Origin of the sequence: Methanosarcina sp. UBA5 (assembly GCF_002505485.1) — an archaeon.
In the GTDB taxonomy this organism is placed as follows: domain Archaea; phylum Halobacteriota; class Methanosarcinia; order Methanosarcinales; family Methanosarcinaceae; genus Methanosarcina.
In genome coordinates this window covers 1-16322 of record NZ_DAVG01000022.1, presented here as the reverse complement: position 1 = coordinate 16322, position 16322 = coordinate 1, and the positions used below count along the sequence as shown (strand labels likewise).

Annotated in this window: 13 protein-coding genes; 4 read left to right on the top strand and 9 right to left on the bottom strand. The window is 42.8% G+C overall.

Going from position 1 to position 16322, the window contains the following annotated elements; translation table 11 throughout:
- Positions 1–149: 149 nt before the first annotated feature.
- From BP621_RS02190 to tpiA, 3 genes are all read left to right on the top strand, one after another.
- Positions 150–764, top strand: a complete 615-nt coding sequence (locus tag BP621_RS02190; protein ID WP_292387724.1) for an endonuclease III domain-containing protein — start codon at positions 150–152, stop codon at positions 762–764.
- Positions 765–1035: 271 nt separating this feature from the next.
- Complete coding sequence (locus BP621_RS02185) at positions 1036–2214, top strand: bifunctional 5,6,7,8-tetrahydromethanopterin hydro-lyase/3-hexulose-6-phosphate synthase (protein ID WP_292387723.1); 1179 nt, start codon at positions 1036–1038, stop codon at positions 2212–2214.
- A 164-nt stretch (positions 2215–2378) separates the two neighbouring features.
- Entirely contained in the window at positions 2379–3047 is a 669-nt protein-coding gene (gene tpiA, locus BP621_RS02180; protein ID WP_292387722.1) for a triose-phosphate isomerase, read from the top strand.
- On the opposite strand, the gene BP621_RS02175 is transcribed toward tpiA, so the two are convergent.
- The 8 genes from BP621_RS02175 to BP621_RS02140 all read right to left on the bottom strand — a co-directional run bounded on the left by BP621_RS02175 (position 3044) and on the right by BP621_RS02140 (position 13566).
- Positions 3044–5812, bottom strand: coding sequence for a HEAT repeat domain-containing protein (locus BP621_RS02175; RefSeq protein ID WP_292387721.1), 2769 nt, complete (start codon positions 5810–5812; stop codon positions 3044–3046). The two genes, tpiA and BP621_RS02175, sit on opposite strands and share 4 nt — an antisense overlap.
- A 574-nt stretch (positions 5813–6386) precedes the next feature.
- Positions 6387–6668: a hypothetical protein gene (locus tag BP621_RS02170; RefSeq protein WP_292387720.1), complete on the bottom strand. Its 282-nt coding sequence runs from the start codon at positions 6666–6668 to the stop codon at positions 6387–6389.
- Between the two features lie 7 nt (positions 6669–6675).
- Positions 6676–8139: a HEAT repeat domain-containing protein gene (locus tag BP621_RS02165; protein ID WP_292387719.1), complete on the bottom strand. Its 1464-nt coding sequence runs from the start codon at positions 8137–8139 to the stop codon at positions 6676–6678.
- A 220-nt stretch (positions 8140–8359) separates the two neighbouring features.
- Positions 8360–9829 carry a prephenate dehydrogenase gene (locus tag BP621_RS02160; RefSeq protein WP_292387729.1) on the bottom strand — a complete coding sequence of 490 codons (1470 nt, stop codon included), beginning with the start codon at positions 9827–9829 and terminating at the stop codon, positions 8360–8362.
- Between the two features lie 32 nt (positions 9830–9861).
- Positions 9862–10704 carry a shikimate dehydrogenase gene (locus tag BP621_RS02155; protein ID WP_292387718.1) on the bottom strand — a complete coding sequence of 281 codons (843 nt, stop codon included), beginning with the start codon at positions 10702–10704 and terminating at the stop codon, positions 9862–9864.
- Positions 10701–11429, bottom strand: a complete 729-nt coding sequence (gene aroD / locus BP621_RS02150) for a type I 3-dehydroquinate dehydratase (protein WP_292387728.1) — start codon at positions 11427–11429, stop codon at positions 10701–10703. The genes BP621_RS02155 and aroD overlap by 4 nt, the downstream gene beginning before the upstream one ends.
- Positions 11430–11528: 99 nt before the next feature.
- A complete protein-coding gene (locus BP621_RS02145) occupies positions 11529–12671 on the bottom strand; it encodes a 3-dehydroquinate synthase II (protein WP_292387717.1) in 1143 nt (380 codons plus the stop codon).
- Positions 12672–12768: 97 nt separating this feature from the next.
- The gene (locus BP621_RS02140) at positions 12769–13566 is read right to left on the bottom strand and encodes a 2-amino-3,7-dideoxy-D-threo-hept-6-ulosonate synthase (RefSeq protein WP_292387716.1); all 798 of its coding nucleotides are present in this window, start codon (positions 13564–13566) and stop codon (positions 12769–12771) included.
- 463 nt (positions 13567–14029) lie between these two features.
- Here BP621_RS02140 and BP621_RS02135 point away from each other — a divergent pair, with 463 nt between their 5' ends.
- Positions 14030–14599: a GMP synthase subunit A gene (locus BP621_RS02135; RefSeq protein ID WP_292387715.1), complete on the top strand. Its 570-nt coding sequence runs from the start codon at positions 14030–14032 to the stop codon at positions 14597–14599.
- 127 nt (positions 14600–14726) lie between these two features.
- Here the strand turns inward: BP621_RS02135 and BP621_RS02130 are convergent, their stop codons facing one another.
- A complete protein-coding gene (locus BP621_RS02130) occupies positions 14727–16058 on the bottom strand; it encodes a signal recognition particle protein Srp54 (protein WP_292387714.1) in 1332 nt (443 codons plus the stop codon).
- Positions 16059–16322: the final 264 nt, after the last annotated feature.

Here is a 16322-nt window from a genome sequence, read left to right as displayed (position 1 = left end):
TTCGAATCCGGATCTTGGCTTCCCTTTATAAACCGACTTTTTTCCAGAATTCTAATTTCCTTACTCTCCTGAAGTGTATTTGGAGCTTACTTTGACTCAGATTCAAACTTGAACCTTAATTTTATATTAGAGAAGACTGATTTCTGAACATGGACATCGATAAACTAATGCAGAGACTCTTCAAACTCTATCCTGAAGCTTCTAACGATGGCTTTACAGATCCTTTTTTTGCGTTAATTTCCACTGTGATGTCCCATAGAACCCGGGATGACGTGACCTACTCTGCAGCTAGCAAGCTTTTTGAGAGATTTTCGACGCCTGAAGAAATGGTGAGAGCTGATGTTAGCGAGATTGAAACTCTTATAAAAGATGTGGGCTTTTACAGGGTTAAAGCAGGAAGAATAAAGGAAATTTCCAGACTTCTTCTGGAGAAATATGATGGAAGGGTTCCTGACGATATGGAAGCTCTTCTCGAACTGCCTGGAGTCGGCAGAAAGACTGCTAACTGTGTGCTTGCACATGCTTTCCTTAAGGATGCCCTTGCCGTGGATACTCATGTTCACAGGATTTCCAACAGGCTAGGTCTGGTAGAGACGAAAACTCCTGAGGAAACTGAACTCGAATTAAAAAAGATTTTTCCACAGAAATATTGGAGATATATAAATCTCCTGCTTGTAAAATTAGGGCAGAATACCTGCCGGCCTATTTCTCCCAGGTGCAAAACATGTGCTCTTGATGATATCTGTCCTAAAATTATTCTTTAATAGCGAGTTTTCTGTGGTCCCGGAAATTTCAAAATCAAACTCCAAAATCGAACTCTGTGACTCTCTGTGACTCTATCAGGGGTGCGGAAAAAAACCTGCGGGACGATACGAGATTATTTATATAAGGCTGGCATTTAGCAGGCAAAAGGGTTATTCGTATCCTTAGTTGATAGTAAATTCCAAGTATACGTAGTAAATTCCAAGTATACGGTATCCACACTGTTATCAATACTCAGGATCATATCATTTATCACATTTTACGAGGTCAAATATGTTTCAAATAGGAGAAGCTTTAATGGGGCAGGGTGCAGAACTTGCCCACGTTGATTTGATGATAGGAGACAAGGGAGGGCCCGTAGGGCAGGCTTTTGCAAATGGTCTGACCCAGCTTTCAGTTGGACATACTCCGCTCCTGTCCGTTATCAGGCCCAATTTGCCTCCAAAACCTTCGACTCTCATTATCCCGAAGGTTACAGTAAAAAATATGGATCAGGCAGGAAAAATTTTCGGACCTGCTCAGTCAGCCGTTGCAAAGGCAGTAGCAGACTCAGTCGAAGAAGGCGTAATCTCTAAGGACCAGGTTGAAGAAATTGTCATTGTAGCCAGTGTCTTTATCCATCCTGATGCCCAGGATTACAACAAGATATACAGGTATAATTACGGAGCCACAAAACTCGCAATCAAGCGTGCTCTTGAAGGCTTTCCAGACATTAACACAGTTCTTGAGGAAAGCAACAAGTCTACTCATGCTATCATGGGATTCAAGGTCATAAGGCTCTGGGACCCACCCTACCTGCAGGTTGCTTTTGACAATCCTGACATCGAATTTGCTCAATCTGCCATCTCCCAGATTCCTAAAAGTGATCACGTTATTATAGAAGCAGGCACTCCTCTTATCAAACGTTATGGTATGGATGTCATTTCAAAGATCAGAGAGGTCAGGCCCGATGCTTTCATAGTAGCTGACCTCAAGACTCTGGATACCGGAAACCTTGAAGCAAGAATGGTTGCTGATGCTGCAGGAGACGCTATTGTGGTCTCTGCCCTTGCTCCGATCAGAACTATTGACAAGCTTATCGAGGAAGCTCATAAGACAGGCATCTATGCAGTCATGGACACGCTTAATCAGCGCGATCCGGTTTCGGTCTTAAAACAGCTCAAGGTCATGCCTGATGTCATTGAACTCCACCGTGGAATCGATATTGAGGCCACTGAACACGCCTGGGGCAATATCGCCGAGATCAAGAAGGTTGCTCCAAAAACTCTGGTTGCTGTTGCAGGCGGGGTCCGTCTTGACAAGGTACCTGTGGCTCTCAGTCAGGGTGCTGACATTCTTGTGGTCGGACGTGCGATTACCAACGCAAAAGACGTCAGGGAAGTTGCCGAGCAGTTTATCAGCAGCCTTAACAAACCGGAAATTGACCAGTTCAGGGTCATGACTGACTTCTAAGCAGGTTTAAGAATATCCCGAAAAACGGTTGCCGAAAACCTACTGCTAAAAACCTACTGTTAAAGGGTAAAACCATACAGTGCTTTCGGCAGAAACATAAACATACAGAGAAAGCGTCGGAATTAGCGCTTTCCATTTCTTTTTACTTTTCAAGAGGGGATTTTTTGGGTTTACCATTCATTGTATTGAACTATAAGACTTATTTACAGGGTACGGGTCAGGGAGCAGTGGAAATTGCAAAGGCCTGTAAAGCCGTGTCCGAAGAGTCAGGTATCGAGATAGCAGTAGCCCCGCAGCTTCCGGATATTTACAGGGTAGCCTCGGAAGTTGAGCTTCCGGTCTTTTCCCAGCATCTGGATGGGATAGGAGCAGGAAGTTTCACAGGCCACGTTTTCGGAAAATCCATAAAAGAGGCAGGTGCTGTAGGGACTCTAATCAATCACTCTGAAAGGCGTCTGACCCTTGCAGAGATCGAGGCGTCGCTGAAGACTGCAAAGGAATTCGGGCTCAGGTCAATTATCTGCACTAACAATATCCCAACAACTGCAGCAGCCGCAGCCCTGGGTCCAGATTATGTTGCAATCGAGCCCCCTGAACTTATAGGAAGCGGAATCCCGGTTTCAAAAGCTGACCCTGAAGTTGTTAGCGGTTCGGTTGAGGCGGTTGCGAAAATTAATTCCCAGGTAAAGGTACTCTGCGGAGCCGGGATTTCCAAAGGTGAAGATCTCAGGGCAGCCATTGACCTTGGTTCTCAAGGCGTGCTTCTGGCGTCTGGAATTGTGAAAGCCACAAACCCAAAAGCTGCACTCGAAGATCTTATCCGTCTGGTTTAAGTTTTGTTTTCTTGAATTTCAGGTTGAGCTCTGGTATTTGCCTTCAGGTAATTAGTGAGAGGTTCTATTGCCCTCTCATCTCCAATTTCAATTAGCAGGAACGCGGAGCTCTCCCTGATATTCTTATTTTCATTACTTAGGTCTCTTATAAGAGGTTCCACTGCTTCTTCTTTTCTGTCAACAAGGATCTTTGAAGCGCAGTCTCTTACTTCTTTGTTATTGTCCCCTAAAGCTCTGACAAGAGTTTCAGTTGCTTTTTCATCTTTCATCTTTCCTAAAGCAGTAATAGCAGAGACCCGAATTCTGGAGTTGTCATCCTTAAGAGCTTTTTTAAGAGTTCCAATTGCTTTTGGGTTGTTCATTTTTCCCAGAGCTTCTAAAGCAGTGCACCTGAATGTTTCATTTCCATCTGCTGCAGCACCATTGAGCACGTCCACAGCTGTGGCATCACCTATATTTCCAAGGGCCCATACTGAAGCGATTCTCACATTTTCGTTTCCATCTTGTAGTGCCACAGTTAAAGATTTCACTGCTTTTTGGTCCCCTATTGCCCCCAGAGCCAGAGCTGCGCTTCGTCTTACTTCTGGATCTCCATTAGATAGCATCTGGATCAGGGGCTCAACAGCCCTCGGGTTTCCAATTTCTCCCAGAGCAAGGGCTGCACAACTCTTTACTGAATTGTTGTCGTTCAAAGCCATGATAAGGGGCTCTACTGCCCTTTGATCTCCTATTTTTCCGAGGGAGATTGCACAACACTCTTTCACGTTGTCATATTTATCCGTTTTCAGGGCAGATGATAAGGATTCAACTGCCTTTTCACTTTCAATTTCTCCAAGAGAAAAGGCTGCAGAGGCTTTAGTCTCATTTAAGTCTTTTACAAGTACTTCAATAAGAGGATCTACTGAATTTTTATCTCCTATTCCCCCCAGTGCAAATATAGAACTAACTCTCATATAACTGTCTTTATTCTTTAGCGCGTTCAAAAGCTTCTCCTGTGCTTTTTCATCCTTTGGATCTATTCCGCAAATCTCTTCATATTTTTTTATATTTTGGGGATCGGCTTCTAGTGCATTGATGAGGGGGGTTGTTTCTTGTTTCCCAGTTTCTTCAAAGGTTTTTGAAACCTCATTTCGGAAGTTTGCGTCTTTTTCTTTGACAGCTTTCAATAGAAGCTGGTCTCTTTTTTCGTTATTTTTGATTTCCTCAAATTCAGTAGAAGTGTCTGTTTTTTCTGTTTTTTCCTTAAACAGTTCCGCAAGTTCTGGGACAGCTCTCTCGTCTCCAATTTCAATAAGCGAGAAAACAATATATTTTCTAACAGTCTTATTCTGGTTCTCAAGAGATTTTCTCAAATCGGGAACTGCAGGTTCCCCTATTTCTACCAGAGCTCTGGCACAGCTCAGTCTTGTTTCTTCGTTTTCAGCCGAAAGATTTTGAATAAGAGGCTCTATTGCCCTTTCGTCTCCTATTTTTCCAAGAGCCCAGGCGGCTGTACTGCTTGTATATGCATCATTATCTGAAAGAGCTTCTATAAGGGGCTCAACTGCTGGTTTTCCGATTCCAACAAGAATATCACCAGCATACCGCTTAACATCATTATTTTTATCTTTTAATGCCTGAACAATCGGTTTAGTATTTCTGTCTCCTGTTTCTACAAGTGTTTTTACAGTCATATTTCTTACTTTTTTATCAGGATCTTTTAACTGCTGGACAAGAGCCCCTATTGCTTCTTCTTCTCCTACTTTTCCAAGAGCTTCCACGACAAGGCTCCGTACTTCAGGGTCTCCATCTGAAAGAGCATTTATCAGGGCTTTTTCTGCTCTCTGATCCCCAATCTCTCCTAATTCAACAATTGCAGTACAGCGTACTTCCTTATCTTCGTCCGAAAGGGCCTGAATCAGGGCTTCTGTAGCTTTCTCTTCCCGGAGCTCTCCGAGAGCTACAATGGCTTTCTTTCTTGTCTCTCTGTCTTCATCATTCAATGCTTTTATCAGGGGGTCAGTGGCTTTTTTACTCCCTATCTTTCCGAGGGCTTCCACAGCGTTCCTTCGAACTTTTCTGTCCTCGTCTGAAAGGGCCTGAATCAGAGACTCTTCGGCTTTTTTTCCTCCAAGTTTTCCTAGAGCTTCTGCTGCACTGGATCTCACCTCACTGTTATTATCTTCGAGACTCAGGCAAAGGGCCTCAACAATTTTCTCATTTTCTACACCTCCTGAGAATAAGGTTCCTTCCCAGTCATCTTCCTCTGAAGAAGAACCTGCCTTTTCAATTTCCCCAAGAGCCCAGGCTGAATTGGAGCGCACTCCTTCATCTTCGTCTGAAAGTGCCTGTATTAGCTTTTTTTCTGCTCTCTGGCTTCTTGCATTACCAAGAGCTAGAGCTGCACTGCTTCTAACCTTCGGGTCTTCGTCCTGCAAAAGCTTTATTATGGCTTTTTCTGCTTTTTGCCCACCAATATTTCCAAGAGCCAGAGCGGTTTCACACCTTATTTCCGGGTTTTCGGAGTCAATAACTTCTATAAGAGGATCTACAGCTTCTTCTCCCATTTCTTCCAGAGCAAATCTGGCTTCCTCTCTGGAGTCTATATTGTCATTTCCCAATGCCTGTATCAGAGGCTCTACAGCCTGTTGAGTTTCTGACTCATTCATATCTAAAATAGTTGTTTCATTGGGGTTTTCATTGTTGCCTTCGCTGATTCCTGAAGCAACTCCAATCATTGTCAGTGTGAATAGTAACAGTACGATTTTAGGCACTGAAAGATTCATATTTTATACCGTTTCCATAAATTCGATATCAATTTGATTTTGAAATTTGGAGTTTTAAATTTCTGTAGAAATTCTCTTAAATAAGGAATCTCCCTTCACTTTAAATGAATGGCCTGATACATCTTTAGTATATATTTAGCTTTTTGCAATTAACTTATGTAAGTTTTTGCAAAGCAAATTTTCGGGAGTTAACATTCTAGCTAGGGAGCGGTGTCTGATAAGAGATAGACTTAGATAACGAAAAGTGATGAATCTAAGGAATTTTGGAGAAACTTTAAGAAACTCCATAATTAGTATTCATTAATCTAATTTTTACTTTACTATTTATATCTAAAAAAATCACTAAGTATTACAATATGTTATAAAAAAATACTTTTTAAGAACATATATTGGAAAATTTGTCTTCAAACATTCGATAGCAATACACTGCTGGCAATTAGTCTCAGCTTTCAGAAAACGTCTTTGAGAGCTATCAATTCCATAACTGGCATAAATATCTTTTAAGCATTTTCCATATTTTTGCCTTTTTTCAATCGTTGAAAAATGTCAGGCAATTAACGGCTAGCATGAAACTTCACAGGAAAGCATTGTTCTTTGTTTTAAACCTAGCCTTGGCCTTTAAATATAACATCTCGCTGTTTTTAAAACCTGTATAAAAGTCCAGTAATATTCCGGATTCTGTTGCTACCTGAGCAAGAATACCTTCAGTTTTCGCAACTTGTTTAGTAAAAAGCAATTTTATATAAGCATCTAAAAATAATTGCTCCTTATAGCAAAGAAGCAGTACCAAATCCAAATTTCTGAATAGCTCTGAATAAAAAAGAAGGAGGCTTTGAGCTGCCTCCTTCTTTTCCACTTTTTAATTATTGATAAGCTAGAATAAGAGGCTGAATAACTCTCTTGTCTCCAATTTCAATTAAAATTAAAGCCGTTTCAGCTTTGAGTTTCTTATCTTCAGTTTTCAAATTTTCAATTAGTGGGTCAACAGCCAATTCTCCCATTTCTATAAGAGCTTTTCTGGCGATAGCCCCAAACTCTTGATCTCCCAGTTTACCTACAAGCATTCTTGCAGTTTCCTGATCCTTAATTTTGCTAAGGGCAAGAAAAGCCGCATTTCTAATGTTTACTTCAGTGTTTTTGTCATCAAGCACCTTTTTAAGTGCTTCTATAGCTTTGGGATCTTCTATATTCCCCAGGGCTGAAGCTGCTGCTGTCCTGACATCAAGTTCCTCTTCTTTATCAGTCATTATGCCAATTAAAGTCTCAGTAGCGTTAGTGCTCCCTATTTCTCCAAGGGCAAGGACAGCGCTTTTTCGAACATCAGCGTTTGCGTTCATGGAATTCTTTTTTTGCCCTGCTGAATCCTTCCCGGTTTCCAGGATTTCTATTAGGGGTTTTACTGCGGCCTCGTTTCCTATTTCTCCGATCGCAAGAGCTGCACTACTTCTTACTTTGATTCTCTGGTCTCTTAATCTATCTATAAGATAGGGTACTGAGCTTTCGTCTCCTATCCTCCCTAGCGCAATTGCAGAGCCACCTCTAACGTATTCGTCATCGCCATCTTTCATTTCTTTTCTTAGAACTTCTACTGCCCTTTCGTCCCCAATCTTTCCAAGTGCAATTGTTGCACCGGCTTTTGCCGACGGATAATCTCTCGTCAGAATTCCAATTATGGGATCTACTGCAGCTTTTTCTCTCATTTCTCCAAGAGCCATCATAGCTGCAACTCTTATGCTTCCTTTATTGCTTTTAAGAGCTTCAAGAAGTTTTTCGGTTTCGCTTCCTGGTTCTTCAGGTCCAAAGTCCGAAAGCGCAAAAGGAACGTAGATACTTGAATTCTGTATTTCTGATTTAAGAGCTCTCTCAAAAGCGTTTGTTTCTCCCCTGTCTCCCGTCCTGGCGGAGTCCATAGCAATGGAATCTGCAATGTATTTCCTTATGGCTTTATCTTTTGCTTCTATAGCCTGCAGGGTATCTTCTGAGATCCCTTGTTTCCGTTCTTCAGCTGCACTCTCGTTTGCAGCTTTATTCGAAGCTTCAATTTTCTCAAAGCTTTCGGAAAGGATATTTTCTGCTCTGTCATCTCCGGTTTCAAGAAGCGCGAGAAGCATGTAACTGTTTATTTCTTCTGAACTCGAATTATTTGATTCGATTTTGTCAACAAGATTATTTGCCGCAGGCTCTCCGAGCTTCCCAAGTTCAGCTGCAGCGTTCAATCTCGCTTCATGGTTACCGGCTTCCAGCCTATTTGTGAGATTTAAGATAGAACCGCCGCTTGAAACCCCAGCTCCGGTTTGTATATATGTTTCATTTCCCCTGACTTCCATAAACCTATCACTATTTATATAAAGTGAAAAAAATATAGAAAGAGTGATAAGTACAAATAAAAGAGAGACTCTCCATCTAACTCCGGACATTACACTATCTTTTTTTTTATTGTTTATATTACTTTCTATCTTTATTATGACAGATACTGCGGACTCTAAAGGAGAAAGTTCTTTTCATCTTTTCTGCTTCAGATTTTCTTTCTGCTTCATACTTTTCTTTCTACTTCAGATTTTTCTCTCTTATTCTACACCCGAGACCGCAAAGGAGAGACGTAACATCGGCTTCGACAGAATTAGCATCACAATCCCCAAAAACCGTAATCCTGTAAGTAACTCCGAGCCTTTTTGCTTCTTCTCTTTCTTTTTCAGTTTCTATCCGGTTAAATTCTTTATAATTTTCCCCTTTATAATCTCCCCGATTAGTCCTTTTGTGATCTCCCTGATTAATCCCTTTATAGATATCACTTATTTCGCAGGCTGCAAGTTGTTTATTGCTATTTATAGCGTTAAGGATAACTACAGGGTCAGCCCCGTCAGGGATAGTGACTGAAATATCCCTTGTAGAATGCTCAAGGTTTTCTTTTCTCCATTCCCACAATTCGAATTCCGAAAGCAGGCGAAGATTTTCAAGCTTGAGTTTTACAAATTTATTTTTTATATGGGGGGAAGTGCCTTTTGAAACCAGCTTTGTAAGAACGATCTCATCCGGGCCTACCTTTTCCAGGGTGCCTACATGGATTTTTCCGGAATAAAAATGCGAAAATCCACAGATTTTTCCAACAGAGTTCAGAATGGTCCCGTATTCAGTTATTCTGGAATTAATCAGTTTGTCCGATTTGCGCAGGGCGTGAGCCGTATCGCCGTACTTCTGAGCAGCAGCTTTCATTTTTTTCACAAAGCCTTCTTCATCATGGGCTCGCACCAGCCTTGAGAGTTCTTCGCATTCACTGATAAATGCGTCATGTACCTCCAGAACTCCGGGATTTTCCATCTGGATAAGGGCATACAGATAGGGATTCTGACCAAGAATCCTGCCTACAAAGTCCAGCATTATGTCGTAGACCGGGCTTACGAATTTTCGAGATTTTTTTATATCGAAATCTAATCTGTCAATGGTCGTTCCTATAGTAATATAGGCAAAGTGGGTAAGCCCCTGCACAACCGAAACAAGCCTGTCGTGTTCGGCCGCAGTAGTAATTTCAACGTGCGCCCCTCCTTCCTCAAAAAGCTCTCTTATTACTGGGAACCATTTCTCCGAACGCCCCTTTACAGGGACGAGAATGACAGTTTGCCCTCTGATAGTGGGAATTGTTGGACCGAACATTGGGTGTGTGCCGAGAATTTCCACATCTAAAGGGGCGAATTTTTTCATAGCTTCCACAGGTTTTACTTTAATGGAAGTAAAGTCCATAAGAAGACTTCCAGCTTTCATTTTTGGGGCAAATTCCGCAATAGCCTCTTCAGTTACATTGATAGGCACCGAGACTATTACTATGTCACTTACCGGAATAGCTTCTTCGAGATCCGAGGCAAAAGGAACTTCTAATTTCCTTGCAATCTCTGTTTTTCCACCTTTTCCCCAGACTGTAACTTCGTATCCTTTTTCTTTGAAAAAACGGGTAAACCACTGTCCCATTTCACCGGTTCCGCCAAGGATCAGAACCTTCGTTTTTTCAGGGCTTTGATCCATGTTGACCTGACTCCCTGGCTCCAGATTAGCACTCAAGCCTGCAAAGCCTCCAGGACCGTTTTTTTCATAAGTTCGACTGGAGGTTCGATTCCGGTCCAGAGCCTGAAAGCTTCAGCTCCCTGATAGACAAGCATTAAGACTCCACTCACGGTCTTTGCGCCTGATGCTTTTGCTTCTTTTAAGAGCCTGGTTTCCAGGGGATTATAAACAATATCAAAAACAGTAAGGCTAGGGTGGAGATCTTCTGCTGTGGCAATCGCTGTATCTATATTCGGGTGCATTCCAAGAGTCGTGGTGTTGATCAGGACATCGGTATCCTGTAACAGGTCTTTTAATTCGGAGAGCCCTCTCCCCGTTACATCTCCAGAAAGAGCTGCGGCTGAGATATCTTTTGCAAGCTCAATTGCCCTTCCTTCGGTCCGGTTTACTATTGTGATTTCAGCGCCATCGGCTGCGAGCTGAAAAGCAATAGCTCTTGCTGCTCCGCCTGCTCCTGCAACTACAATTTTAGACCCCTTTATTTCCACTGCAGCATTCTGAAGTGCCTGCTTTGCTCCTAATCCGTCGGTATTGTATCCCTTTATTTCTCCGTTTTCCCCAAAAACTATAGTGTTTACAGCTCCTATCCTTTCGGCCAGTGGGTCAGGTTTTATGCAGTCAAGTTTCAAAGCTGTCTCTTTTAAGGGTACTGTCAGGTTCAATCCTCCGAGCCCCATAGCTTCAGCCCCAAGAATTGCTTTTTCCAGTTTTTCGGGTTTCACCCTAAAAGCATGATAGATACAGTCCATCCCAAGGGCTGAAAAAGCCGCATTATGCATTGCAGGAGACAGGGAATGGGCTATAGGGTCTCCAAATACGCCAAAAACTCGCTTCACTCCAGCAGCTCCATTATCTTTTTTACTTCATCTATCTGAAATTGTCCGGGAGCGGCAGAAACTGTATTATCAATAGCTGCATATGTCAGTACCGAACCGTAAAAAGGAGCAATTACCCTTGTATGTTTTCCAAGCTTGCCCATGGCAATCGTACATACAGCACGGCCTTCCTCCCTCGTTTCCAGTGTAACTCTTAACAGGTCAAGTACCTCTATTCTCGAGTGCGGCATAACAGCAAGTTTCGAAATATCCGCTCCTGCCAGAAATGCCTCTTGAAGAATAATTTTCATTTCCTCAAAAGCAGGAGTCTTCAAAAAGTCATGGGAAGAAACGATTACGGTTTTTTCGCAGGCTTTTGCCGCTTTTACCACTCGATCTCTAGATTCTCTCCCGGAAGAGAGCTCGATGTCTACTGCATCTGGTCCGTCTTTCAGGGAAACGAGATTTGTAAGAAGTTCGATTCTATCGGCCTCTTTTCCTTCCCATTTCCCTCCTTCCATACTTGAGCGATTTGTGAGAATTACCGGAAGTCCAGTTTCGGATTTTATTTTTCGGATTGTTTCTGCAGCTGTTTCCAGGTTCCTGATTCCAAGCAAATCCAGCCGGATTTCGAGAAGGTCGGCCCCCATTTTGGCGGCCTTTCTTGAAGTTTCAAGAGGCTTTTCAAGGATTACTGCGACAACGGCAGCTTTTTTCTCAAGGTCAAGCTGGCCAATATGAATCATTGCTTGCTCCGGTTTTTCTTTTTCCGCTGATAACCGTTTCTTTTTCCGTTTTTCCTTTTCTGCTGACAATTTTTCCTTTTTAGGAATCTTTGTAGGAAATTATTTCTCTATAATTGCCTCTTCTATTTTTTTACCGAAATGCCTGGCTCCCTCCTCCAGGCGAACCAGAATCTCATCACCTTTCTTGAGTTTGGCGACTGAAATCGGATTTCCGTCTTTTCCAACCAGCTTGATGGTTTCAGCGTTTTGAAGGATTGCACTCAAAGTACGATCTCCTACTTTTGCTTCAATAAGCATAAGAGGACGGCTTTCAATCTTGACCCTGCCCACAAAACCTTCTCTCTGTCTCCCTTTTGAATCTATTATAGTTACCGCATCTCCGGTTCGAAGTTCTGAGAGGTAGCGGGTTTTATCTCCTATTTTTATATAAGAGTGAACTGCACCTGCGTTTACCCTGAATGGACGGGCTGCCACATACGGACTGTCATCGGATTCGGAATTTACAAGGAACATCCCGCTTGCCTGAGAACCTATGAGCATGCCTTCTCCCTTTTGCATGAGATTGCATGTATCCACACATACTCTGTCTCCCATTCCAAGAGGTTCGACCCGAGTTACAACTGCAGACTCAAGCTCAGTTCTTTCGTTTTCCAACTCCCTTGCAGCCTGGATGGTATCTTTAATTTCCTGGATATTTCCACTGTCAAGAAGGACACCATCTGCTCCAGTCTCAAGAGTCTGGAAGGCCAGTCTTGCTTCTTCAGCACTCTTTACCCCGAAAATAATTTTTACGTCATAACGCTGAAGCTCAGCTATCAGGTTTTCCAGAGGGATAACCTTCCAGTCTGTGCCTGTTACAATCAGGAAGTCGCAGACTTTTCCCATTTCGGCTGCGAAATGCTCATAGCGTTTGTCCCTGATTATAACATATCCGCCAACGGCTACTCCTTTATCCCTAAGAATAGTTGCTGCGTTTATGTCAAGAGAACCCTGAGTTTCAAGGGGTAAGGGTTTCGTCCCATCGCCTTCTCCTCTCTTCCCAACAACAATAATCTCAGCCCCGGATTTATTGTCACGGCCAAAGGTTGCTACTGGAATATTTCCAAGTTCTCTGACTTTTCCGACATCTCCTGGGTTTACAAGCACGCAGTCGGCTCCTGATTCAAGGCCTGTCGTAATTCTTTCTTTCTGCTGTTCCCATCCGCCTTCATCGGCTTTTATCCACACGCTTTTCTTCTTCAAAGGCTTCAACCCCGGTATATTTTCTGTTTTTACTCAGGCCTTTTCCCTTTTTTAATTTCTGTTTCGGGTTCTGGTCTTGCTTTTCAATATCTAGCTCTCATTTCAGCTGTTCGAGAGCTTCTTCTACAGGCCTTCTATGATGCACGATTTCGCAAATAGCCCGAGTTAGCCTGACAGGGTCCTTATGCTGAAAAACATTTCTTCCAATTGCAGCACCTCTTGCTCCGGCTTCCATTGCCCCGTCAATCATCTCCAGGAGTTCTCTATCAGTTGAGGTTTTAGGCCCTCCTGCGATAACTACAGGCACAGGGCAGCCTCTGACAACGTCTCTGAAGCTATCAGGGTCTCCGGTGTATACGGTTTTTACAACATCAGCCCCAAGTTCGGCCCCGATCCTTGCAGCGTGTGCTACATTTACAGGATCATGCGGATTAGTAATTTTTTTACCTCGGGGGTACATCATAGCAAGAAGAGGCATACCCCATTCTGTACAGTCTCTGGAGATTTTTCCGAGCTGTTCCATCTGGTCAGCTTCGGTTTGAGAGCCTATGTTGACATGCATGGAAACAGCATCGGCTCCCATCTTAATTACTTCTTCCACTGTACAGACCTGTACCTTGGCATTGGGGTCCGGGCTCAGGGAAGAAGAACCACTGATATGTACGATAAGGCCTATATCATGGCCGTATCCTCTGTGCCCGTATTTTACCATTCCTTTCTGCATAAGGACGGCGTTTGCTCCTCCTTCGGCAACTCTGTTCACTGTATCTGTGATATTGATAAGCCCATCAATAGGCCCGTCTGAGATCCCATGGTCCATGGGAATAATGACAATATTTCTGCTTTCCCGGTTCATCAGCCTTTCTATCCGTATCTTTTTACCTATTTCTGACATTATAATCCCCTTCGAGCTCAAAATGCTCTCAAATTGTCATTAGATATATTCATCTGAAAACGATGTGCTAGCATGTGACACGTTAGCACATTAAACCTATTTAAAGCTATTCCAACTGGCTACTAGACAAGTTATGCACTCTAATATCAATGAATATTCTTGAACTTTTCTGTATAACTATATCCCATAATGATCATCTTTGGAGGTTAATTTTTTGTTATGAATAAACTGTGCCATTGAAAAAAACATCCCAGATCAGATAAATACAGATTAGAGAGAGAAACATAAATCAGAGAAACATATATCAGATAAAGATTGGATTCGAAGCCTCCTGCCTACGAAAACAATTCTCAATTCTGAATTCCGGAAACATACAAGAATTAAAATAGGATAAGACCGGCTAATAGAGTAAACTCAGAGCATTAGAAAATACAATCATACTAAAACAGGAACTGAAGGAATTATGAAAGAGCTGAAAATTCTTGTTGTTAATAATTACGGACAATTCTGCCATCTTATTCACCGGGCTGTTCGGGACCTTGACATGGATACGAAAATAATTCCAAATACAATGCCGATTGAGGATATCTTGGCAGAAGAACCGGACGGACTGATCCTGAGCGGCGGGCCGGAAATGGATAGGGCAGGCTTATGTTTCGATTATGTCCGGGAAATCGATCTACCTATTCTTGGAATCTGCCTTGGGCATCAGGCAATTGCTCTGGCATATGGAGGGCACGTTCATGCAGGGAAAAAAGGCGGGTATGCAGAGGTTGAGGTAGAAGTGCTCGAAGAAGATGATATTCTGCGTGGACTTGGACCCAGGGCTACAGTGTGGGCTTCCCATGCAGATGAGGTTGCCATTCTGCCTGAAGGTTTTATCCATCTTGCCCGTTCTGATATCTGTGAAATTGAAGCTATGCGCCACCCGACAAAACCAATTTACGGCGTACAGTGGCATCCTGAGGTTTCCCATACCGAAAAAGGAGAAGAATTGCTTACTAACTTCCTTGAGGTTTGCGATCAATATTAAGATCGGTGTTAGTTGTCGGCGCTAATTATTGATATTAATCTCAAGAACTTGGAAATGTTCCATAAATTTAGTGATTTATAAAAGAGAAATAAAAGCTATATAATGTAAAAAAGAACTCCGGGATAAATTACATCCCGAGTTTTTTCTTCATCATTTTCTGAATATTGAATTTTCCGCCTCTAAAGCCTTTTAGAGCTGTTTGCATGGTTTTGTGATATTTCAGAAGCTCTCTTACTTCTTCAGGGCTGCAGCCCGAGCCTCTTGAAATCCTTTTGATCCGGGAACCGCCTATTAGTTTTGGATCAGCCATCTCGTCTTCTGTCATGGAATCCATGATTATCTTGTAATTCTTCATCTTGTCACTTGTAGCCTGGAACATTTCATCCGAGAGCTTAACGCCTCCCATTCCACCCAATCCCATTGGCAGCATGGACATAATTTGTTTGAGAGGGCCCATCTTGTTCATGGCTTCAAGCTGCTTGTACATATCCTTGAGGGTGAATCGTCCCTGCATCAGGGCTTCGACATTTACGTCTTCCTCACTAAGGGTCTCTTCAGCCTTTTCCATCAGGCTTTTAAGGTCTCCCATGCCAAGAAGCCTTGAAATGAACCTGTCAGCTTCGAATTTTTCAAAATCTTCCGGCGTTTCCCCAACGCCGATAAAGGCAATAGGGGCTTTTGTTTCGGAAACGGCAGACAGGGCTCCGCCTCCTTTTGCAGTTCCGTCTAGTTTCGTTATGATAACGCCTGTAATTCCTACAGAATCATTAAAGGCATGGGCCTGCTGGCTTGCCTGCTGTCCTATACCTGCATCCAGCACCATGAATTTGTGGTTTGGCTTGGCAACGGCATTGATCCGTTCCATTTCATCTATCAGCTCAGATTCAAGGGCGTGCCGGCCTGCGGTATCCACAATTTTTACGTCGTATTTTTCCAAGGCTTTGAGCCCGTTTCTGGTAATTTCAACGGCGTCGGGATTGTTTTCTTCTCCATAGAAAGCTACATTGAGCTTTTCACAGAGAGTTTTAAGCTGGTGATATGCGCCAGGGCGGAAGGTATCTGCGGCGACAACTCCTGCTTTCAGTCCTTTTCTCTGGAAGTAGCGAGCGAGCTTTGCTGTACTGGTAGTTTTTCCGCTTCCCTGAAGCCCAACCATCATTATAATCTGCGGCTTGAGCTGAATCTCAGCTCCCTTGCCGATAATTTCCATCAATTCCTGGTATACGATACGGATTACGTGCTCCCTTGGGTTCATGCCTGCAGGAGGGTCTTCTTTCATTGCACGCTCTTTGATTCTCTGGGACATTCCCATGACAAGTTTTACATTCACGTCGGCTTGGAGCAGAGCCCGCTGGATATCTTTTACTACTTCATTGACCGTGCGCTCATCAATTCGCCCCGCGCCGATCAGCTTCTTGAGCGCCCCCTGTAAGGAGTCTCCAAGTTTTTCCATTACCATATGAGAGTCATCCTGCTAATTTTTTGAGGATAAATGAAAAGATACTCACACTTTTTTGACCTTGTGTAAGAAAGTAACCTTCCTTAATAAGCCTTGAGTTTTACTAGCTTGAAAAAGGGATCAATAAATGGATTCTAGATATAAATCGGTAACCGGCTATAAAAACGTTGCCTGGTATGAAGACTTGGACATGTATTCTCTTAAAGATCCAAAAAGTGTTACACAAGTTAAAACACAAAAATACAAACAAACTCAGAAAAGAGC